Source organism: Brevibacterium rongguiense (assembly GCF_009857845.1).
GTDB classification, from domain to species: domain Bacteria; phylum Actinomycetota; class Actinomycetes; order Actinomycetales; family Brevibacteriaceae; genus Brevibacterium; species Brevibacterium rongguiense.
Genome location: NZ_WWEQ01000024.1, coordinates 23199 through 42508, shown reverse-complemented (window position 1 = coordinate 42508; position 19310 = coordinate 23199). Strand labels below are relative to the sequence as shown.

Annotated in this window: 20 protein-coding genes and 1 pseudogene; 11 read left to right on the top strand and 10 right to left on the bottom strand. The window is 73.5% G+C overall.

All coding sequences use genetic code 11. The annotated features are described in order from the left end of the window. The first annotated feature begins 769 nt into the window (after nucleotides 1-769). Both GSY69_RS07295 and GSY69_RS07290 read left to right on the top strand, forming a co-directional pair. The gene (locus GSY69_RS07295; RefSeq protein ID WP_160953209.1) at nucleotides 770-1582 is read left to right on the top strand and encodes a hypothetical protein; all 813 of its coding nucleotides are present in this window, start codon (nucleotides 770-772) and stop codon (nucleotides 1580-1582) included. Between the two features lie 19 nt (nucleotides 1583-1601). Continuing rightward, entirely contained in the window at nucleotides 1602-1763 is a 162-nt protein-coding gene (locus GSY69_RS07290) for a hypothetical protein (protein ID WP_160953208.1), read from the top strand. 114 nt (nucleotides 1764-1877) lie between these two features. Here the strand turns inward: GSY69_RS07290 and GSY69_RS07285 are convergent, their stop codons facing one another. Next, complete coding sequence (locus tag GSY69_RS07285) at nucleotides 1878-3494, bottom strand: MFS transporter (RefSeq protein ID WP_202410914.1); 1617 nt, start codon at nucleotides 3492-3494, stop codon at nucleotides 1878-1880. Continuing rightward, the gene (locus GSY69_RS07280; protein WP_160953207.1) at nucleotides 3491-4081 is read right to left on the bottom strand and encodes a MarR family winged helix-turn-helix transcriptional regulator; all 591 of its coding nucleotides are present in this window, start codon (nucleotides 4079-4081) and stop codon (nucleotides 3491-3493) included. Before GSY69_RS07280 ends, GSY69_RS07285 begins: the two co-directional genes overlap by 4 nt. An 86-nt stretch (nucleotides 4082-4167) precedes the next feature. Between GSY69_RS07280 and GSY69_RS07275 the strand changes: the two genes are divergently transcribed. The 3 genes from GSY69_RS07275 to GSY69_RS07265 all read left to right on the top strand — a co-directional run bounded on the left by GSY69_RS07275 (nucleotide 4168) and on the right by GSY69_RS07265 (nucleotide 6577). After that, nucleotides 4168-4839: a cysteine hydrolase family protein gene (locus GSY69_RS07275; protein ID WP_160953206.1), complete on the top strand. Its 672-nt coding sequence runs from the start codon at nucleotides 4168-4170 to the stop codon at nucleotides 4837-4839. Nucleotides 4840-5093: 254 nt separating this feature from the next. Next, on the top strand, nucleotides 5094-5906 hold the full coding sequence (locus GSY69_RS07270; RefSeq protein ID WP_328698795.1) for an alpha/beta fold hydrolase: 813 nt from the start codon (nucleotides 5094-5096) through the stop codon (nucleotides 5904-5906). Beyond that, nucleotides 5903-6577 carry a DUF1697 domain-containing protein gene (locus tag GSY69_RS07265; RefSeq protein WP_160953205.1) on the top strand — a complete coding sequence of 225 codons (675 nt, stop codon included), beginning with the start codon at nucleotides 5903-5905 and terminating at the stop codon, nucleotides 6575-6577. The genes GSY69_RS07270 and GSY69_RS07265 overlap by 4 nt, the downstream gene beginning before the upstream one ends. A gap of 53 nt (nucleotides 6578-6630) precedes the next feature. Here the strand turns inward: GSY69_RS07265 and GSY69_RS07260 are convergent, their stop codons facing one another. Further along, nucleotides 6631-6771, bottom strand: a complete 141-nt coding sequence (locus GSY69_RS07260) for a hypothetical protein (protein WP_160953204.1) — start codon at nucleotides 6769-6771, stop codon at nucleotides 6631-6633. Nucleotides 6772-7141: 370 nt separating this feature from the next. Here GSY69_RS07260 and GSY69_RS07255 point away from each other — a divergent pair, with 370 nt between their 5' ends. The 4 genes and pseudogenes from GSY69_RS07255 to GSY69_RS15365 form a co-directional block, all read left to right on the top strand. After that, nucleotides 7142-8044 (top strand): sulfurtransferase, encoded by a 903-nt coding sequence (locus GSY69_RS07255; protein ID WP_160953203.1) that lies wholly within the window; start codon nucleotides 7142-7144, stop codon nucleotides 8042-8044. Beyond that, a complete protein-coding gene (locus GSY69_RS07250; protein WP_160953202.1) occupies nucleotides 8041-8520 on the top strand; it encodes a SufE family protein in 480 nt (159 codons plus the stop codon). The genes GSY69_RS07255 and GSY69_RS07250 overlap by 4 nt, the downstream gene beginning before the upstream one ends. A gap of 69 nt (nucleotides 8521-8589) precedes the next feature. Next, nucleotides 8590-9327: a peptidyl-tRNA hydrolase gene (locus GSY69_RS07245; RefSeq protein WP_160953201.1), complete on the top strand. Its 738-nt coding sequence runs from the start codon at nucleotides 8590-8592 to the stop codon at nucleotides 9325-9327. Continuing rightward, nucleotides 9305-9667, top strand: a pseudogene (locus GSY69_RS15365) (VOC family protein); the annotation flags it as partial. The gene GSY69_RS07245 and the pseudogene GSY69_RS15365, both read left to right, overlap by 23 nt. Nucleotides 9668-9754: 87 nt before the next feature. Here the strand turns inward: GSY69_RS15365 and GSY69_RS07235 are convergent. The 3 genes from GSY69_RS07235 to GSY69_RS07225 all read right to left on the bottom strand — a co-directional run bounded on the left by GSY69_RS07235 (nucleotide 9755) and on the right by GSY69_RS07225 (nucleotide 12585). Then, complete coding sequence (locus tag GSY69_RS07235; protein WP_160953200.1) at nucleotides 9755-10699, bottom strand: polysaccharide deacetylase family protein; 945 nt, start codon at nucleotides 10697-10699, stop codon at nucleotides 9755-9757. 114 nt (nucleotides 10700-10813) lie between these two features. Further along, nucleotides 10814-11740, bottom strand: coding sequence for a DUF808 domain-containing protein (locus GSY69_RS07230; RefSeq protein WP_160953199.1), 927 nt, complete (start codon nucleotides 11738-11740; stop codon nucleotides 10814-10816). Next, a complete protein-coding gene (locus GSY69_RS07225) occupies nucleotides 11737-12585 on the bottom strand; it encodes an amidohydrolase family protein (RefSeq protein ID WP_160953198.1) in 849 nt (282 codons plus the stop codon). Before GSY69_RS07225 ends, GSY69_RS07230 begins: the two co-directional genes overlap by 4 nt. Before the next feature lie 22 nt (nucleotides 12586-12607). On the opposite strand from GSY69_RS07225, the gene tpx reads away from it, so the two are divergent. Next, nucleotides 12608-13120: a thiol peroxidase gene (gene tpx, locus GSY69_RS07220; RefSeq protein ID WP_160953197.1), complete on the top strand. Its 513-nt coding sequence runs from the start codon at nucleotides 12608-12610 to the stop codon at nucleotides 13118-13120. After that, nucleotides 13098-13505 (top strand): YchJ family protein, encoded by a 408-nt coding sequence (locus tag GSY69_RS07215; RefSeq protein ID WP_160953196.1) that lies wholly within the window; start codon nucleotides 13098-13100, stop codon nucleotides 13503-13505. The genes tpx and GSY69_RS07215 overlap by 23 nt, the downstream gene beginning before the upstream one ends. Nucleotides 13506-13551: 46 nt before the next feature. Here GSY69_RS07215 and GSY69_RS07210 read toward each other — a convergent pair whose 3' ends face one another. The 4 genes from GSY69_RS07210 to GSY69_RS07195 form a co-directional block, all read right to left on the bottom strand. Next, a complete protein-coding gene (locus GSY69_RS07210) occupies nucleotides 13552-14430 on the bottom strand; it encodes a patatin-like phospholipase family protein (protein ID WP_328698793.1) in 879 nt (292 codons plus the stop codon). Then, on the bottom strand, nucleotides 14427-15188 hold the full coding sequence (locus GSY69_RS07205) for a PIG-L deacetylase family protein (RefSeq protein ID WP_160953195.1): 762 nt from the start codon (nucleotides 15186-15188) through the stop codon (nucleotides 14427-14429). Before GSY69_RS07205 ends, GSY69_RS07210 begins: the two co-directional genes overlap by 4 nt. Before the next feature lie 4 nt (nucleotides 15189-15192). Continuing rightward, the gene (locus GSY69_RS07200) at nucleotides 15193-16818 is read right to left on the bottom strand and encodes a helicase HerA-like domain-containing protein (RefSeq protein ID WP_160953194.1); all 1626 of its coding nucleotides are present in this window, start codon (nucleotides 16816-16818) and stop codon (nucleotides 15193-15195) included. A 105-nt stretch (nucleotides 16819-16923) separates the two neighbouring features. Next, nucleotides 16924-19176 (bottom strand): N-acetylmuramoyl-L-alanine amidase, encoded by a 2253-nt coding sequence (locus tag GSY69_RS07195; protein WP_160953193.1) that lies wholly within the window; start codon nucleotides 19174-19176, stop codon nucleotides 16924-16926. Between the last annotated feature and the right edge of the window lie 134 nt (nucleotides 19177-19310).

Sequence of the window (19310 nt, the reverse complement as noted above, 5' to 3'; positions counted from 1 at the left end):
GTTCCTCGCGACGCGGACGACGTCCTCACGGAACTCTTGGGGATAGGGAGCGGGCATGGCGCACATCCTTCCCTGCAACGCCGCACGGCGCCACAGATCATGTGACACCTGATCGTGCATCAGTCCCGGTGAGCGGTGACAGCTGTCTTGTCGGTCAGTGCTGCGAGCTGAACTGTGAATAGAAGCGAACTGCGAGTCACTGCCAACTGCGAGTCACTGCGAACCCTTAGTCACTGCGAACCGCGATCTGCGAGTCGCGGGGGAATCGTGACAGGCGCCTCACTAAGCCGCATGGCACTGTGAACCACTCGTCGCGGGGAGTTGTTCGAGTCGCCTCACAGGCCTGCATGGCAGGGCGGGCTTCGGGTCGCGTGGGAGGTGGAACAGGCGCCTCGCGGGCCTGCGCCGCAGGGTGAACCGCTCGTCACCGGGGGCACGAGAGCTGCCTCGCAAACCCGCGCGCCAGGGCGGACTGGGGCCCCTGCGAGCCGCGAGTCACGAGGCGTGGTGGTGACCGTCGTGCCGACCTGCGGGACAAGGCGGGTTGCGATTGCGTGCGGGGTGATGGGGAGCGTCAGCGGTGGGGGTCCGCGGAGCGATTGACGGGTGCTCCACTCCGTGTGCGCCTGCGGGGTTTTCCTGCCGAAAAACGTAGTATGATCGCGAAGGAATGAGGGGCTCCCCATATTCCTCGCTACGGAACCCCTCGTCGTTTCCGCTCTCCACTGCGGCAGCGACGATGACTCCCCTCCTCTCTCAAGGACCGTTCATGAAGAAGCTCTTCCTGCTGCCCGTTTCCGCCGGCGCGGCCCTCGCTCTGGCACTCACCGGTGTGCAGCCGGTGCAGGCGTCTGTCGGCGCTGCACCCCAGGCCCAGCCGGCCGCAATCGCCCGTGCCGCTGCGGTGGGCTCCCACTCCACCGCGGCCCAGGCGCCGGCAGCAGCGCATGCGCAGGCCGCCAAGCGCTCGGCCCGCCCGAAGCTGACCGTGGTGAGCAAGCACATCACCGTTTCGAGTGCGACCAAGCGCGGCGTGACGATCCGCGCCTCGCACGTGAAACCAGGTACGCGGGTGCGCTTCGGCACCGAAACCCATTGGGACGGCTTCACGACACTCAGCAACGCCACCAAGGCCAACAGGCGTGGTGTGGCAACGGCCAAGCTGCGCCCCTTCAACGGCTGGCTCGATGCCAAGCGATTCGATCCCGGTCTGCACCGCGTGCTCTACTCGTTCGGGAAAACCCAGGATTGGCATGAGACGTCGGTGCGGTTCACCGTGCGCCCGGACGTGGCAGTCGCCCGCACCCGCATCGCGGACGGCACGTTCCGCAAGCGCGGCGAGCGCCTGGTCGTCTCCGGCGGTCAGCCCGGTGGCAAGGTGTTCATCACTGTCAAGAAGGGGCACCACACGCTCAAGCGCACCGTGCGCGTGGACAAGCGGGGCAAGGCGGTGTGGACGGTGAAGCGCACAGGCGGCCTCAAACACGCCGGAACCGGCGTGTACCGGGTGTCGGCCAAGGTTCAGGTTGAGATCGGGGCTCGAACGATGTCCGCCGCGGGGTCGTTCCGCGTCGTCCGCTGAGGTAGCCGCTGGGCGCAGCATGGCCACGTCCACGCTGCGCAACGGCAAGGCCGTGTGGGTGGCGAAGAAGTCGGGTGCGCTGAAGAAGGCGCACGCGGGCACCTACCGTGCGACCGTTCGAGTGACCGTGGTCGGCGGCGCGAAGATGAGTGCCGCCACTACGGTGCGCGTCACTCGCTGACCGGGCGGCAGGGCCGAGGCGGCGCCATGGGGCGCTCGCCTCGGCCCGGCCGTGCTACACAGGCACAAAAACAAAGGAGTCCCGCTGCCTTGCCGGGCAGCGGTCCGAGCCCGCTCACCCCCCATTCACTGCCTGACGGTCGGTCGCGAGGAGCGAGCGGTCGGCGAGGGTGATGACGACCTGCAGGGCGGATGCCGCCACCATGAGCACGGCGAGACGGTGCAGGCCGCCGGTGCCCACCTCGGCGGCGTAGACGAGGCCCGTGGCCGCGGAGGCCGCGATCGCGCCCACGTACATGAACGTGCGCAGCAGGCCGGAGGCCGCGCCGATGAACTCGTCGCGCGCCTGGTAGTACAGCGTGTTCTGCACCGCGAGGTTGAGGATGCCCTGCGGCACACCGAAGACGAGCGCCACCGCAACGATGAGCCAGATCGCCGCGCCCGGCTCCACGGCGAACAGCAGCGCGCTGCCAGCCGCCTGGGCGAGCGCGCCCACGAGCAGCTTTGCCCGGACGCCCGGCTTGCGGCCCCACAATGCGGATCCCACGATGCCGGTGGCGAACGTCGGCAGGAGCATGAGGCCGGCGAGGGTGGGGCTGAGCCCGCGGCCCTCCTCGAGCCACTGCGTGAAGCCGTAGACGAAGCAGTAGGAGACGGTGGCCGTCAGCGTCATCCGCACATACGTGACGAGCAGCGGTGCGCTCGAGGCGAAGACCCGCACGTCGATGAACGGCTGCGCGGCCCGCAGCTCGCGCCAGGTGAACAGCGCTGCCGCCGCCGCGGCGGTGCCCAGCAGCCACAGGTGGGCGGCATCGAGAGCCATGAGGAAGAACATGAGCGCGATGAGCGCCGCCGAGAACAGCGCGACACCCAGTGGATCCAACCGCACGAGGAGGCTGCCGCCTGTGCTGCGGGCCCCGCCTGCCCGGGCAGTGCCTGCCCCGGCGCTGACTGCTCCGGTTGTACCCGCCTCGGCGCCGCTTAACCCGGTGCCACCCGCCCCGGCTGCATCCGCCTCGGTGCCGCCCGAGTCGGCACAGCCCTCGCCGGCGAGCGTCTCACGGGGCAGGTAGAGCCAGCCCAACACCAGACACGCCAGGGCCAGGGGGATGTTGAGCGCGAACGTCAGCCGCCAGTCGCCCAGGTCGATGAGGAGCCCGCCCAGCGTGGGCCCCAGCACGGAGACCGTCTGCGTGGCCACGGCGACCGCAGTGAGGACCCCGGCGGGGCTGGCCCGGCCGGTGCGCTTGGCCTCATGGCGGATGAGGTGCATGGTCACCGGGTAGCCCGCGCACGTGCCCAGGCCCAGGATGACGCGCGCCAGGATGAGCACCCCGATGCCCGGTGCCAGCGCGCCGATCACCCCGGCCACCCCCGTCAGCGAGGTGCCGACGAGGTACACGCGGCGGGGGCCGAACAGGTCGACGAGGCGGCCCGTGAGCGGCTGGCCGATCGCGGTGGTCACGTACAGCGCGGACACGAGCCACGCCGTCTGCGAGGCCGGTGCCCCGAACGCCGCCCCGATCGGCACGAGGGCCACCGCGATGATCGAGGAGTTGATCGGGTTGAGGATCGCCCCCAGGATCATCGGCCCCAGCAGGCGCCGGTCGAAGGCCGCTCCCGAGGCGCGGGCGGTGCCCGAGGTGCGCGCCGGTCCCGAGGTGCGCGCCGGTCCCGAGGTGCGCGCCGGGCCCGCGCCTCGACCGGCGCCGGCCGCGTCGCGCCTCGTCACCGGGCCCGCCGCTGTTCGGGAAGCCGCTCCCCAGAAGCCCGCTCCCCGGAAGGCCGCTGCTCGGGAACCCGGCGCGGGGCGGCGAGGCGGCTGACGATCTGCGCGGCGGCCAGGAGGGTGCGCGCCTCGGCCTGCGTGCACTCGCCGGCGATTGCGGCGCTCAGCCACTCCTCGCGTGCGGATCGGTTGCCCTCGTGGACTGCACGGCCCGGCTCGGCCAGCGTGACGAGCTGGCGGCGGCCGTCCGTGGGGTCGGGGGAGCGGTGGATGAGCCCGCGCGACTCGAGCTTGGCGAGCACGGCCGCCATGGACTGCGGGCGCACGCCCTCGACGGCGGCCAGGCCCGAGGCGGTTGCCGCCTCGTTCTTCGCGATCCGGGCCAGCGCCGATGCCTCGGTGGGGCTCAGCCCGTTGTCGTCGTCCACGGCGCGCAGGGCGTGGAGCATGCGGCGCAGGGCGACGCGGGTCTCGTGGGCCGCGCGCGCGGCGAGCGGGCCACTGGGCCGGGACTCGGGCCGGGGTTCGTTCGGGTCGCCGGGGGACGGAGCGGGCACGTGCTCGGCTGAGCGTGCGGAAGAGGAGGCCATGCGCCCACCCTAGGGAGCCCGTGGATAGATGTACAGGCCAGACTGAACAGGTTGATCTGAACAATAAAGCGTGATCGAATGTGGGCATGACGCCGACACACACGGATTCGTCCTCTCGTGCCTCCACAGACGCCTCGACTCGCGCTGCAGCCCCCGCCGCGGCCCGCGCCGCGGAGCCCACCGCAACGGCGCTCCTGCTCATGGACTACCAGCAGGGCATCCTGGCCGGCTTCGAGACGGCCACCGCGCTCACCGCCGCCGCGCGGGCTGCGCGCGCGGCCCGCGCCCACGGTGTCCCCGTCGTCTTCGTGCGCGCGGCGTTCCGTCCCGGCTTCCCAGAGCTCAGCGCCTCCAACGCGGGCTTCCAGGCGCTCGCCGCCCAGGCGGGCGACCGGCTCCTCATCGGCAACCCCGGCACCGAGCTCGCCGCCGAGCTGGAGCGCCGGGACGACGAGCCGCTCGTGACGAAGAAGCGGATCGGCGCGTTCGCCGGCTCCGACCTCGAGGTGCTGCTGCGGGCCTCCGGCGCCCGCCGCCTCGTGCTCGCCGGGGTCGCCACGGCCGGCGTGGTCCTCACCACCGTGCGGATGGCCGCGGACATGGACTTCGAGCTCACCGTGCTCGCCGATGCCTGCGCCGACCGCAGCCCCGAGGTGCACGAGGTGCTCATGGACTCCGTCTTCCCGCGCCAGGCCGACGTCGCCACCGTGGCCGAGTGGACCGCCGCGCTCGCCGGCGCGGGCAACGGGCTGGCATAGGCTCGGGGAGCACGGGAGCCGTATGGCCGGCCGGCGCGGCGGCGGCGCGAACGAATGAGCACCCGTGACGGCGCAGCACCCGTGACAACGCAGCGCCAGCGACGGCGCAGCGCCCGCGACGGCGCAGCAATAGCGACAGCAGCACCAGTGACAGCGCAGTAGGCGAGAGCAGCAGAGAGGGGACCCGCGTGGACGAGGACAGCAGGCGCACCCGCAGCGATGACGGCCCCACCGCCGGCCCCACCGCCGGCCCCATCGAACTCGCGGCCACCCGCATCGGCGACGGACCGCGCCGCGTGGCGTTCCTCCACGGCCTCATGGGCCGCGGCAAGAACTTCACGCGCATCGCCCGCGGACTCGGCGAGGACTTCACGAGCCTGCTCATCGACCTCCCCGACCACGGCGCCTCCCCGTGGACCGAGCGCATCGACTACGTCGCCTACGCGGATGCCGTCGCGGACTTCCTGGCCGCCGACTTCGCCGCAGCCGGGCCCATCGACCTGCTGGGCCACTCCATGGGCGGCAAGGTCGCGATGGTCCTCGCGCTGCGCCACCCGAGGCTCGTCGAGCGCCTCGTCGTCGTCGACATCGCTCCGGTGGACGGCGGTTCGGGCGGCCAGTTCGAGCACCTCCTGGGCAGCCTGCGGCGCCTGGAGCTCACGCGCCTGGAAAGCCGGCGCGACGCCGATGCCGCGCTCGCCCCCGCCATTCCCGACGACACGGTGCGCGGCTTCCTGCTGCAGAATCTGCGCAGCGCGGCCCCGCACACGACGGGGCCGGCCTTCGAATGGCAGCCCAACCTCGAGCTGCTGGCCGATTCGCTGCCCGCCATCGGCGGCTTCCCCCCGCAGGCCGAACTCACCCACGCCCCCTTCGACGGGCCGGTCCTGTGGGTCTCCGGGGGCCGGTCCGACTACATCGACGAGGCCTGCGCGCCCCGCATGCGCGAGCTCTTCCCCCGCACCACCCGCATCACCATCCGCGACGCCGGCCACTGGGTGCACTCCGAGCGCCCCGCCGAATTCCTCGAGGCACTCCGCGCGTTCCTGCTGCGCGGGCGGCCGTGAGCGCGCAGCGCTGCGCCTTCTTCCTGCGCGGGGTCAACCTGGGAAGGAAGAACACGGTGCGCATGGCGGACCTGCGCGCGGTGGCCGCAGAACTCGGCGCCGCGGAGGTCGCCACGCACCTGGCCAGCGGCAATCTCCTCGCCGTGCCCCCGGAAACCGCACCCCCGACCGCCGGGGCGCCGAGTACCGCACCCCCGACCGCCGGGGCGCCGAGTACCGCACCCCCGGCGACCAGCGCACCCCGTCCTGCCGACCAGCCGACACCGCCCGATGCATTCGCCCTCGCACTCGCCGCGGCCCTCGAGGAGCGCTGCGGCTTCGCGGTGCCCGTCGTCGCCCGCGGGGCGGGCGAGCTGCGCGCGGCGCTGGAGGCGAGTCCCTTCGGCGCGCACACCAGGGAGGCGGATCGCGACGAGGCGCGCGAGGCGCTGCTGTTCTTCGCCTCCGCCGTGCCCGAGGCGCAGCGCTCGGCCCTCGACAGGGAGGTGCAGGTGCTGGCCCGAGGCGGAGAGGAAGTCTGGGTGGGGGAGCGGCACGCGCGCATCTGGTACGCGAATGGCGCCCACGGCTCCCGCCTGTCCCAGGCCCTCTTCGAGCGGCGCCTGGGCATGACCGTCACCGCCCGGAATCTGCGCACCCTGCGTGCGGTGGCCGCGCGTCTGGAGGCCTGACGGGCGCGGCCAACGGGTGCGCCTGACGGGTGCGGCCCATGGGCCGCGCGGGCTCAGCCTCGGTTGCCCGAGCGCGGATAGAGCGCGCTCTCGATGCGGCGGATCGCGTCGGTCATGCGCGCGAAGCGCCCCACCTCACGGGCGTCGATCGTGACGAGCCACGCGCCCTCCGAACGGGCGAGCTGTGCCTGCATGCCGTGCTCCTCTCCTCTGCGCGGTCCTGCCGGTCTCCTCTGCGCGGACCTGCCGGCCGCAGTGCCTCTGCCCGCCTCATGCCCAGTGTGCGAACCGGGGCGCGAGCCCGCCTCGCCGGAGCGCAAGTGCGCGATCGGCGGGTCTGCCCACGCGCCCGAACCAGGGTGCGCGGGTGCGCACCGGCCCCGCCAGTGTGCGAGCGGCAGGCGGTCCGCGCCTCGGCGGCGGACGCACGGGGACCCGCGGGGACGCTCGCGGACGCGCAGCGTCACCGGCCGTCACCGGCCGCCCGGGCGGCTGGCCGGGAATAAGCGCGCGCGGGGCGCCGGTTGACGCAGGTGTCCATGTCCCCTCGCGCACGGAGGATCAGTGTCCGCTCCGATCGATGACAGCACGCCCAAGTTCGCCGACTACGCCCACGGCGATCGCCTCGTGAGCACGCAGTGGGTGGCAGACCACCTCGACGACCCGGACGTCGTCGTCGTCGAAAGCGACGAGGACGTCCTGCTCTACGAGACCGGCCACATCCCCGGCGCGGTGAAGATCGACTGGCACACGGAGCTCAACGACCCGCTCACCCGCGACTACCTGGACGGCGCCGGGTTCGCGAAGCTCATGGCCGCCAAGGGCATCTCCCGCGATTCCACCATCGTCTTCTACGGTGACCAGTCCAACTGGTGGGCCGCCTACGCGCTGTGGGTATTCTCCCTGTTCGGCCACCCCGATCTGCGGCTCATGGACGGCGGACGCGCGCTGTGGATCGCCCAGGACCGCCCGCTGACGAAGGAGCGCCCCGAGCGCGCCGGCGCCGACTATCCGAGCGTCGAGCGCGATGACTCGGCGATCCGCGCGTTCCTGCCCGAGGTCCGCGAGGCGATCGGCACCACCCCGCTCATCGACGTCCGCAGCCCCGAGGAGTACACGGGCAAACGCACCCACATGCCCGCCTATCCGGAGGAGGGCGCGCTGCGCGGGGGCCACATCCCCACCGCGCACTCCGTGCCCTGGAAGCGCGCCGCCAACGAGGACGGGACGTTCAAGTCCGCCGCCGAGCTGCGCGGCGTCTACCTCGACGAGCTGGGCCTGGAGCCCGGCGGCGACGTCATCGCCTACTGCCGGATCGGGGAGCGCTCGAGCCACACCTGGTTCGTGCTCGCCCACCTGCTGGGCTTCGACTCGGTGAAGAACTACGACGGCTCGTGGACCGAGTGGGGCAATGCGGTCCGCGTCCCGATCGCCGCGGGCGAGGAGCCCGGCGAGGCGCCGGCATGAGCGCGGCCGCAGACCCCGAGGCGCTGCCCGGAGGCCTGCAGGAGATCGCCGACGACTTCGCCGCGCTGAGCGGCCCCGATCGCCTGCAGCTGCTCCTCGAGTTCTCCGAGGAGCTGCCGGCGCTGCCCGCCCGACTCGCCGAGGATCCGGGGCTCCTGGAACCCGTGCCCGAGTGCCAGTCGCCCATCTTCCTCACCGTCGAGGTCGACGGCGCGGGGGACGGCCAGCCCGCGCCCCCCGACGCCGCCGTGCGCCTGTTCTTCAGCGCCCCGCCCGAGGCGCCCACCACGCGCGGGTTCGCCGGCATCCTGGCCGAGGGCCTGGACGGCAGCTCGGCGGAGACGGTGCTGGCGGTTCCTGCGGACCTGCCCCTGCGCCTCTCGCTGGAGGACCAGGTCTCCCCGCTGCGCCTGCGCGGCATGGGCGGCATGCTCGGCCGCATCCAGCGCCAGGTCCGCGAGCAGACCGGTGCGTGAGCGCGCGGGCGCTCGGGCGCGCCCGTGACCGCCGGTGCGCCTCAGCCGGGGCCCGAGGTGCCCTGGGCCATGCAGCTCGTCGTCTTCCGCGACCGCGCGGCCGAGGCCGGGCACATCGAGGTCTGCGAGGCCGCCGCTGCGGCCGCGGTCGCGCTGCTCGCCGACGACCGCGCCGTGCAGTCCGGCGGGGAGTGGGCCCGCGCGGTGGCGCAGTGGCGCGGGCTGGCGATCCGCAAGGTCGTCCGCCGCGCCGACGGCAAGCGGTGGGCCGACGTCCAGGAGCTGCCCGGGGTGACGGCCGCAGTCCCGCCTGTGCCCGGCGAGCAGGACTCCACCGCGCCACAGCCGGAACCCCGAGACCCGGCAGAACGAGGCAGAGCCGAAGGGGACCAGCCCATCCGCCCAGCCGCCGCCGTGCGCGCCTTCGTGCCGGCGCCCGTCTCCCCGCTGCCCAAGGCGCTGGCGAAGCTGCAGGTGGGCGAGACGAACTTCCCGGACCGCGGACCGAGCACGGCCCCGGACGCGGTGGTGACCGTGGGCATCCGGCCCGGGCTGGGCATGACGACCGGCAAGGCCGCGGCACAGTGCGCCCACGCCGCCCAGCGGGCCTGGGAGACGATGCCCGAGGCCGCCCGCCGCCGTTGGCAGGAGGCCGGGTTCCGCACCCGCGTCGTCGACCTCGACGCCGCCGCGTGGGGACGCGACTGGCCCGTGCGCATCACCGACGCCGGCTTCACAGAACTCGAGGGGCCCACGCAGACCACCGTCGCGGGCTGGACGCTCGATGGTGGCTCCGCCCCCGTCTGAGACAGTGGGGGCTCAGCCAACGGAAGGACCGATCGTGTCGCTCACCCCGTTCCTCATGTTCCAGGGCGGCACGGCCCGCGCCGCGGTCGAGCTGTACACGAGCGCGATCCCGGACGCCCACGTCGTCGCCCTCGTGCCCGCCGATGCGCAGCCCGGCCTGCTGACCCGCAGCCGGATCCGCATCCAGGGCCAGGACATCGACGTCCTCGACTCGCCCGTCGACCACGCGTTCGGCTTCACGCCGGCGCTCTCGCTGTTCCTCGAGGTCGACGCCGCCGAGTTCGATGCCGTCTGCGCCGCGCTCAGCGCGGGCGGGAGCGTGCTCATGGAGCCCGGGGCCTATCCGTTCGCACAGCGCTACGCGTGGTTCGACGATCGCTTCGGCGTCTCGTGGCAGCTGGCCGTGCGCGAGGGTCGCGACGGCCGCTCAGCTCATGACGCCGAAGTCGTAGCCCTTCTTCTTCAGGGCCTTGACGAGCGGTGCGATCGATTCGATCGTCGCGTCGTTGTCCTTGTAGTCGTGCATGAGGATGACGGCGACCCGCGGATTCGACCCGAGCGTCGACAGCGCCTGCTTGGCCCTTCCCGCCCCGGTCGACGAGGCGGTGTCCGTCCCGTCGCCGTTCTCCGAGTTCCAGTCGATCCACCACGCCCCCTTCTTCTGCATGGCGCGGTCCGCGGGCTTCATCCCGTTCCACCCGTGGCCGCCCGGGTAGCGCTGGCAGCCCACGCGGTAGTCCTCGCCGAGGACGTCGCGCACCGCGCTCACGGTCTTCGTGTAGTCCTTGACGATGGCCTTCGGCGAGGCGGTCCGGCCGGGGTAGAGGAGGGGGAACGAGTGCGTGTAGGAGTGGATGCACACGGAGTTGCCCTGCGCGATCTCGTCCTTGAGGTAGCCCGCGCTCTTGGGCCGCCCCAGCCCCTTGTCGCCGCCGATGATGAAGAAGCTGGCCGGGACGCCGGCCTTCTTGAGCTCCTTGAGCGTGCGGGGCGTGGAGTTCGTGGGCCCGTCGTCGAATGTGAGGAATGCGAGCTTCTTCTTGGGGTACGTGGGCGACTTCGCCTTGCGCCCCCACAGCCAGTCGTGGACGTCCTTCGCGGGGTAGGCGTAGCCGTCCGCCGCCGCACTGCGGTTGGTGCCCGGCTTGAGGGCCGTGGAATCGGCCGCGGCATCTCCCGAGGGGCCCGCCGAGGCGGTGGCGTCCGGCCCGCTCGCGCTCGGGGCGGCCGAGGCGCCGGCGCTCGACGATCCGGCCGGCGCCGGCCCGCTCGACTGGGTGTCGGAGGACCCGCCGCCCTGGCAGGCGGTGAGGGCGAGCGCAGCCGCCGTGGCGAGGGCTGCGGCGCGGACGGCGCGGGGGAGGGTCTTCATGCGGGCTCCGGGTGTCGTGGCGGCTGGGTCGGGGCGGGCAACCCTGCCCACGCTAGCACCGGGGCGCACCCCGCCGACTGGCCAAGCGGCGGCGCCCAGTACCGCCTGCACCGCTCAGCGGCGCAGGCGCGCCAGCGCCCGCACCGCGCCGAAGACCACGAGCCCCCACGCGAGGCCCACGACGAGCGAGCACAGCGTCTCGGCCAGCCACGCGAGCGCGGGCCCGGCGAGCGCGATGGGGTGGAGCGCCTCGGCGGCGACTGCGATGAGGTGGTGCGGGCCGTGCCAGCCCAGCGCATCCACGCCGGTGACCATGATGTGCCCGCCCACCCAGAGCATGGCGAACGTGCCCACGAAGCCGATGGCCGTGAGGAGGCGGGGCATCCCGGCCACGAGGAGTCGGCCGGCGCCGGTGAGCGGGCCGCCGCGCCGGCTCAGGGCGAGGCCCACGTCGTCCATCTTCACGATGAGGCCCACCACCCCGTAGACGCCGGCGGTCATCGCCAGCGCCACTACGACAAGGATGAGTGTGCGGTCCATGAGCGGCCGGTCGATGACGTCGCTGAGCGAGATCACCATGATCTCCGTGCTGAGGATGAAGTCGGTGAGGACGGCCGAGCGGACGAGGCGGCGCTCCGCATCCCGCGGATCGCCGGCGGTGGCCTCCACCGCCTCGTGGTGTTCGCCGCGCACCATCTCCCAGACCTTCTCCGCGCCCTCGTAGCACAGGTAGGTGCCCCCGATCATGAGCAGCGGCGTGAGCAGCCACGGCACGAACTGGCTGAGCAGCAGCGCGAGCGGCAGGATGATGAGCAGCTTGTTGATGATGGAGCCCGTGGCGATCCTGCCGATGATCGGCAGCTCGCGGGCCGGCTGGACGCCCTGGACGAACTGCGGGGCCACCGCGGCATCGTCGATGACGACGCCGGCGGCCTTCGCCGAGGTCTTCGCCGCCCCGGCCGCCACATCGTCGGCGCTCGCGGCCGCCGCGCGGGCCAGGGCCGCCACGTCGTCGAGGAGCGCGATGAGGCCGCCGCTCATGCCGCGGGCTCCGGCTGGCCGGCGGTCTCCGGCTCGGGCGCCCCGTAGAGCGCGGCGCCGGTGCCCCACATCACCGCGGGCGCGTGCGGGCCGGCCCACGCGGCGATGTCCTGGGCATCGGCGGGGGTGTAGGGGCGCCGGGCGCGGGTCGACGGCAGGTCCGAGCCGAACATGAGCCCGGCGGGGTTCTCCGCGAGGATCGCGGCGGTGAGCGCGGCGGGGTCGGCGATGTCGATGCGGCCCAGCCCCGTGGCCTTGACGACGGCCCCGGCGGCCACGAGGCGCAGCAGGGCCTCGCGCGCCTCAGACATGCCGAAGTGGTCGACGGTGATGCGCGGCAGCCCGGTGAGCACGGCCATGAGGCGCTCGTCGCGGCCCAGCGCCGCGACGTCCGCGTAGAACTCCGTGTGCCAGCCCACGCGGTCGAACGCGCGCCGGGCCAGCCGGTCGAGCTGCTCGGCCTCCCACGCGCCGCCGCGGAACAGGTTGATCCGCAGCGCGCGGGCGCCGGCGGCGTGCAGGGCATCGAGCTCACCGTCGAGCTCCGCGTCCGCAACCGCGGGGGAGAGGTTGACCACGGCGCGGAACCCCGGGCCCAGCTGCGCGAGGGCCGGCGCCACCCAGCTCGTGTCGAGGCGCTGGAACGAACCCGCGACCACGGCCCCGCCGGCCACGGGCAGCGGCGCGATGCGCGCCTGGTAGTCCGCGGCGGTGAAGGGCTGGGGCACGTAGCCGTCGTTGGCGGTGAGCGGGAACGCCGGGTCGATGAGGTGCAGATGGGCGTCGAACACGCGGGCGGGCGCGGTCGCAGCCGGGGCGGCGGACGGGGCTGGCGCGGGATCCATGGTCGAAGTCTAGAGTGGCCCCATGGCTGAAACCGCATTCAGGGGAACCCCCGTCCACACGTCCGGAGCGCTGCCCGCCGTGGGCTCGCAGGCACCGGACTTCGAGCTCACGGGCGCGGACCTGGTGCCGGTGGCACTCGCCGACGTCCGCGGCCGGCGCGCGGTGCTCAACGTCTTCCCCAGCATCGACACCGGCACGTGCCAGGCGAGCGTGCGCCGCTTCAACGAGCTGGCCGCGGGCCTGGAGGACACCGAGGTGGTGTGCGTCTCGCGCGACCTGCCGTTCGCCCAGGCCCGCTTCTGCGGCGCCGAGGGGATCGAGGACGTCATCACCGCGTCTGACTTCCGCGCGCCGGCCGGGCGCGGGCAGGACTTCGGGACCGCCTACGGGCTGGCGCTCGTCGACGGCCCCATGCGCGGCCTGCTGGCCCGCGCCGTCATCGTCCTCGACGCCGACGGGCGGGTGCTCCACACCCAGCTCGTGTCGGAGATCGCCGACGAGCCGGACTACGATGCCGCGCTCGCCGTCCTCTGAGTCCCCCTGTCCCTGCGGGGGCATCCCCGCGGGGGCCGCGTTCGCCGCCTGCTGCGAACCCGCGCTGAGCGGGCGCGCATGGCCGGCCACCGCCGAGGCGCTCATGCGCTCGCGCTACACGGCCTTCGCCGTGGGGGACGGCGACCACCTGTTCCGCACGTGGCACCCGCGCACCCGCCCGCGCGACACCGCGCCGGAGCCCGGAGTGGAGTTCACCGGGCTCATCATCGACGAGGTCGTGGGCGGAGGCGTCGACGACGCCGAGGGGATCGTCGCCTTCACCGCCCACAGCCGAGCGGGCGGCCGGGCCGGGGCCATGCGCGAGCGCTCGCGCTTCGTGCGCCGGGCCGGGCGCTGGATGTACCTCGACGGCGCGGCGGGCTGATTCCCCGTGCGTCCGCGGGCGCCCGCGGGCGCACGGGGCCGCACAGCTAGGCCAGGCCCAGGAACTCGCGCAGCGCGGGCAGCTCGCGGCGGGCCTGGCTGAGCCCCAGACGGTGGGCCGCGGCCAGCTGCGAGAGATTGCGCGTGCCGTTGCGCAGCGGCATGACCTCCGGGGCGAAGACATACGCGCGGCCCGCGCGTTCGAGTGCGAAGACCTCCTCGCGCAGGGCGTTGTAGCGCCGCCAGCGGGTGAGCAGCGCCTCGGCGACGGCGGGGTGGCGCCGGAAGTAGGCGCGGTAGAAGGCGGGGAAGCGCTGCGGGGCCTTGACGTAGTCGCGCTGCTGGGTGAGCACGATCGCGAAGCGCTCGAAGCCGGCCCGCCGCGCGGCGCTCAGCGGGATGCCGCCGTCCGCGCCGAGCGCGCCGTCGACGTACGTGCGCCCGGCGACCTCGACGGGCGGCATGATGACCGGCATCGTGGAGGTCGCCCGCACGCGCACCATGAGGTCGTCCATCGTGGGGAAGTCCGCCTTCGTCCACACCTGCTCCGCACCGGACTCCACGTCGAAGGCGCTAATCGCGAACTCTGCGGGGTTGCCGGTGAACGCCTCCCAGTCGAACGGCAGCGCCTGGGTGGGCAGCGCGGTGCGCTGGTAGATGTACTCCGCGTTGAACAGCCCGCGGCCCGCGGCGAACGTGCGCAGCGAGCCGAACTGCGGGTCCGCGGAGAACTCGACGAAGCTGCGGCGGGCGCGCCGGACATCCCCGGAGAGGTAGTTCGCGCCGTTCGAGGCGCCCGCGCTGATCCCCGCCACCCAGGGGAACGCGATGCCCTCCTGGATGAGGGTGACGGCGAAACCGGAGGTCAGGGCCGCGCGCATGCCCCCGCCCTCGAAGATGAGCGCGGTGGCCTCCGCGCGGCTCACAGGGCGTACACGCCCACCGGCAGAGCGGCCTCGCAGCCGGCGGCGGCCCCCGCCTCGCGCGTCATGCCGGTGAGGAGCTCGCGGGGCTCGGGGTGCTCGGGCAGCGCCTCCAGGTAGAGGCGGTGCGCGCTCAGCGAGGTGATCCCGGCCTCGAGTGCGGGGCCGCTGACGTCCACGCGGTGGGTGGGGTGCGGGTCGCCGGAGACGATGAGCGTGTCCGCCTTCCACGCGGGCAGGGCGGGCGAGCCGTCCGGCGCGGCGGTGAAGAGCCACGGGTTGTCGGCGTCGCGCGCGGCGTCGATGACGCCGAGGCCGCACGCCCGGTGGTCGGCGTGGTTGAAGCCCCACGGCAGGCGCAGCTCCCACGTCATCGTCACGAGCGCCTGGGGCCGCCGGCGGCGGATCTCGTGGGCGATGAGCGCGCGCAGCTCCAGCCCCGGCTCCAGGAGACCGTCGGGCAGGTCGAGGACCGTGAGACTCGCGGCGCCCACGCTGTCGCAGGCGGCCTGCTGCTCGGCGCGGCGCAGGCGCGCCACCTCGCCGGGCTCGCGGCCCCGGATGCCGGCCTCGCCGGCCGTGAGCAGCAGGTAGTCCACCCGGATGCCCCGCGCGGTCCACGCCGCGACCGCGGCCGAGGCGCCGTACTCCATGTCGTCCGGGTGGGCGACGATGCAGAGGATCCGCTCGATCCCGGTGGGCTCGAACGGCTCCAGCGGCTCCAACGGCTCGGTTGCGCGGGCGGGTGCGGCGTCCGTCATGGGCTCAGCGCCGCCGGCGGCCGGTGCCGAAGATGCCGCGGGCGATCTCGCGGGCCGCCGTGCGGGTGAACTGCTTGAACGCAGACGAGCCCACCACCTGTTCGAACATCGAGGGGCCGCCGCGGTCGTCGTCGTAATCCTCACCCCGGCCCCCGCCGTCCGGTGCCGGGATGTGCTCGGCGGGCTGTCCCTCGGCCCCGGAGTGCCCCTCGGCCCCCGAGTGCGCCTCGGCCCCGGAGCGCTCATCGGCCTCGCCGTGCGCCTTGGCGTGCTCCGCCCCGCCCTCCAGGCGGGCCGTGAGGATCTCCCGGGCGGATTCGCGGTCGATGGGCTCGCCGTACTTCTCCCACAGCGGGGATGCGTGCACGGCGGCATCGAGGGCGCCTGCCTCCGTGGGGCCCATCTTCGATGCGGGGGCGAAGACCTTCGTGGGCGCCACCGGGGTGGGAGAGCCATCGGGGTCCATGACCGTGACGACGGCCTCGCCCGTGCCCAGGCCCGTGAGCAGCGCCGCGAGGTCGTAGTCGGAGCTGGGGAACGTCTGCACGGTCTCCTTGAGCGCCTTCGCGTCCTTGGGCGTGTGGGCGCGCAGCGCGTGCTGGACCCGCGAGCTCAGCTGCGCGAGCACCTCGTCCGGGACGTCAGCCGGGGACTGGGTGACGAAGAAGATGCCCACGCCCTTCGAGCGGATGAGCCGCACCGTCTGGGCGACGGAGTCGAGGAAGGCCTTCGAGGCGCCGTTGAACAGCAGGTGCGCCTCGTCGAAGAAGAACACGAGCGCCGGCTTGTCCGCATCGCCCACCTCCGGCAGCTCGTGGAAGAGCTCGGCGAGCAGCCACATGAGGAAGGTCGAGAACAGCTGGGGGCGGTCCTGGAACGCGGGCAGCTCGAGCATGGAGACGATGCCGCGGCCGTCGTCCGCGGTGCGCAGCAGGTCCGCGATCTCGAACTCCGGCTCGCCGAAGAACGCGTCGGCGCCCTGCGCCTCGAGGTTCGCGATCGCGCGGAGGATGACGCCCACGGACGCCGCGGAGACCCCGCCGATGCCCTTGAGGTCGGCCTTGCCCTCGTCCGAGTCGAGGAACGTGAGCACCGCCTTGAGGTCGGAGAGGTCGAGCAGCGCCAGGCCCGCCGAGTCCGCGTAGTGGAAGATGAGGCCGAGGACGGACTCCTGGGTCTCGTTGAGGCCGAGCACCTTGGCCAGGAGCAGCGGGCCGAAGGAGCTGACGGTCGCGCGCATGGGGATGCCCGTGCCCTGGCCGCCCAGCGAGTAGAACTCGACCTCCGCGGCGCGGGCCTGCCAGTCCTGCCCGTTGGCCTGCGTGCGGGCGCTCAGCTTGTCCGAGGCGCTGCCCGGGGTCGCCATACCCGACAGGTCGCCCTTCATGTCCGCGGCGAAGACGGGGACCCCGGCGGCGCTGATCGCCTCCGCGAGGACCTGGAGCGTGATCGTCTTGCCGGTGCCGGTCGCGCCGGCCACGAGGCCGTGGCGGTTGAGCATGCCCAGGGGCAGCGCCACGGGCGCATCGGGCACGGGCGCGTCGCCGTCGAGGGCGGAGCCCAGGCGGACGGCGGGGACGTCGAAGGAGTAGCCGGCGCGGATCGCATCGAGTGCGGGGGATTCGCTCATGGCGTCATTCTGGCACAGCGCGGCCCCCGCGCCCGGGTGCTCGGGGCAGACGCGAACGGGCCCCTGCGATCGGGTGATCGCAGGGGCCCGGCCGACGGGCTGGGGTCAGTGGGTGCCGGCCGTCATGCTCCCGCCGCGCGCGGAGACCCGCGCGCCCTTGCCCTTCGTCCACGTGATCGTCCCGTGCTCGAAGGACTGGGTCGCCGAGGCGCCGCGCGACTTCTCGTCCGAGGTCGGGTAGCCCAGCCTGCCCCGCTCGGCGCCGGCCGCCTGCCAGGCGCGGGTGATGGCCGAGCCGCGCACGGTCGTGTGGGCGCCCGAGGCCTTCGAGTAGTGGATCTGGCCGCGCTGGAAGGACTGGAAGCAGCCGCCGCCGGTCAGGCCGCAGGACGCGTTCGAGGTCGGCAGGCCCAGCTCCCCGCGCTCCCAGCCGGCCGCGCGCCACTTGGCGCCCACCGCGCCCGTGACGCGCTGGGCGTGCGTCTGCGCGCTCCACACGATGGCCCCGTGCTCGAAGCGCTGGGCGGTTGCGCCGCGCGCCTTCGCCAGCCGGAACTCCCCGCCGGTGGGGTAGCCCAGCGCCCCCGCCTCGTGCTTGGCGGCCGCGTAGGCCCGGCCCACCGAGGACGGGCTCTTGACGAGCTGCGCCCCGGTGGCCTTCGACCAGTACACGGTCCCGTTGCCGAACGCCTGGTAGCACCCGCCGCCGGCCAGCCCGCACTGCGCCTTGGCACGCGGCGCGCTCGTGGTGTTCGAGTTGTGGAAGTAGAAGGAGCGGATCGCGCCGGTCATGGTCGCGCGATTGGCCTTGACGCTCGAGCGGATCTTCCCCAGCTGGCCGTAGAGGCCGTTGCCGGGGCAGTCCGTGTCCGAGGTGTCGCGGTGGCCGAAGATGCGCGGGATCGTCGCCGTGGTGCCGCGGGCGTACTTGACAGTGGTCCCGCCCTGCGACTTGACCTTGACGGTGGAGTTCGGGTCCCAGCCCCAGCGGGCCGAGAGCCAGGAGGCGACGTTCGACAGCGTGCTCACGACCGCGGCCGGCGCGGGCTTGCTGTAGGTGCCGATGACCGAGACGCCGTAGACGGCGTTGTTGAACCCCGAGGTGTGGGCGCCCACGACGCCCTTGTCCAGGCCGCCCGCGCGGCCCTCGTAGATGGTGCCGAAGCGGTCGACGAGCATGTTGTAGCCGATGTCGCACCAGCCCCGGCTCTGCTGGTGGTAGGCCTGGATGCCGCGCAGGATGCCCGGCACCTGGGCGCGCGAGTAGCCGTTGGCGCCCTCCGTGTGGTGGATCGCCATAGCCTTGAGGCTCGCGCCGGAGTCATTGCCGCACGAGTCCTTGGCAGCGCCCCACTGGGAGCGGCTCACGTAGTTGAGGCCGCCCACCGTGGGGCCGCCGGACACCGAGGCGGTGCGCGGCTGCGCGGCGGCGCGCTTCGCCGGCTGCTGGGCGGGCTTCTTCGTGCCGTTCGAGTCCGAGGCACCGGCCCCGATCCCCGTCTGCTCCACCGCGGCGGACTGCGCGCCGAATGCTGTGCGCAGCCGGGCCGCCTCGACGTCGTCGGTGCTGGCCGTGGCGAGGTCGAGGCCGGAGGGCTGGGCCGCGGCACTGGGCTGGGCGGACTCGCTGGACTGGCTGGGTTGGCCGGACTCGCTGGGCTCGGTGGGCTCGCCGGTGCTGGACTGGCTGGGCTCCCCGGTGCTGGGGGCGGGCGAGGCCGTGGCTCCGCCGGCCGCGTTCTCGTCGACGACCCCGCCGGCCAGCTCCTCGTCCTCCCGGGTGGTGGGGGTCGTGACGGTGCGCACCGTGGCCCGCGCCGCCTCCGGGCCCACCGCGCGCACCTGCACGGTCTCGTCCTGGGCGACGACGATGGGATCGGTGGCCACCTCGTCGGTGCGGTGCTCCGGGCTGGACTCGTCGGGACCGGAGTCCGATGGACCCCATTCCTCCCATGCCGTCCAGTCCTCGGCCTCCGCGGCCTTCGTGCGGTACTCGACCCTGTCCGGAGCGCTCGCGGTGCGCCAGCTGGCGCCCATGACGGTGACGGACGCCTCGGCGGCCGTGTCCTTGAGCAACGGGCGCACGATGTCGATGCTGCGCCCGGCGCGCACGTCCTGCGTCGCGGAGGCGACCTCCGGGTGCTGCTCGGTGGCCGTGGCGTCGAGGCGCTCCCGCGCATCGGCGAGGCTGCCCAGTTCGCCGCCGTCGCGGTCGGCGGTCTGGCTGGCGCCCTGCCCGGCGCCGAATGCGCCGGGCACGGGGCCGGTCAGGAGGTCCGAGCCGGCGGCCGACGCGGGCAGCGCGGCGGCGGCCACGAGGGCCGCGGACAGCAGGGTGCTGGTGATGAAGCGATGCATGAGGGTCCTAGGGGGAAGACGAGACCTACGCCTGCGAACCTAGCGAACGGCGCGCCCCTAGCCCAGGACCCGCACCGGCGCGTCCGCCGAATTCGGTTACGGTCTCGCAACGATGCGCCCCCCGGATCCCACCC

Excerpts from the sequence above, each read along its gene's own strand:
- GSY69_RS07225 (WP_160953198.1), bottom strand. The coding sequence starts at position 12,585 with ATGGATCCCGCGCCAGCCCCGTCCGCCGCCCCGGCTGCGACCGCGCCC.
- GSY69_RS07200 (WP_160953194.1), bottom strand. The coding sequence starts at position 16,818 with ATGAGCGAATCCCCCGCACTCGATGCGATCCGCGCCGGCTACTCCTTC.
- GSY69_RS07295 (WP_160953209.1), top strand. The coding sequence starts at position 770 with ATGAAGAAGCTCTTCCTGCTGCCCGTTTCCGCCGGCGCGGCCCTCGCT.
- GSY69_RS07245 (WP_160953201.1), top strand. The coding sequence starts at position 8,590 with ATGCAGCTCGTCGTCTTCCGCGACCGCGCGGCCGAGGCCGGGCACATC.
- GSY69_RS07290 (WP_160953208.1), top strand. The coding sequence starts at position 1,602 with ATGGCCACGTCCACGCTGCGCAACGGCAAGGCCGTGTGGGTGGCGAAG.
- GSY69_RS07275 (WP_160953206.1), top strand. The coding sequence starts at position 4,168 with ATGACGCCGACACACACGGATTCGTCCTCTCGTGCCTCCACAGACGCC.
- GSY69_RS07195 (WP_160953193.1), bottom strand. The coding sequence starts at position 19,176 with ATGCATCGCTTCATCACCAGCACCCTGCTGTCCGCGGCCCTCGTGGCC.
- GSY69_RS07230 (WP_160953199.1), bottom strand. The coding sequence starts at position 11,740 with ATGAGCGGCGGCCTCATCGCGCTCCTCGACGACGTGGCGGCCCTGGCC.
- GSY69_RS07205 (WP_160953195.1), bottom strand. The coding sequence starts at position 15,188 with ATGACGGACGCCGCACCCGCCCGCGCAACCGAGCCGTTGGAGCCGCTG.
- GSY69_RS07215 (WP_160953196.1), top strand. The coding sequence starts at position 13,098 with ATGCCGCGCTCGCCGTCCTCTGAGTCCCCCTGTCCCTGCGGGGGCATC.
- GSY69_RS07250 (WP_160953202.1), top strand. The coding sequence starts at position 8,041 with ATGAGCGCGGCCGCAGACCCCGAGGCGCTGCCCGGAGGCCTGCAGGAG.
- GSY69_RS07260 (WP_160953204.1), bottom strand. The coding sequence starts at position 6,771 with ATGCAGGCACAGCTCGCCCGTTCGGAGGGCGCGTGGCTCGTCACGATC.
- GSY69_RS07280 (WP_160953207.1), bottom strand. The coding sequence starts at position 4,081 with ATGGCCTCCTCTTCCGCACGCTCAGCCGAGCACGTGCCCGCTCCGTCC.
- tpx (WP_160953197.1), top strand. The coding sequence starts at position 12,608 with ATGGCTGAAACCGCATTCAGGGGAACCCCCGTCCACACGTCCGGAGCG.
- GSY69_RS07235 (WP_160953200.1), bottom strand. The coding sequence starts at position 10,699 with ATGAAGACCCTCCCCCGCGCCGTCCGCGCCGCAGCCCTCGCCACGGCG.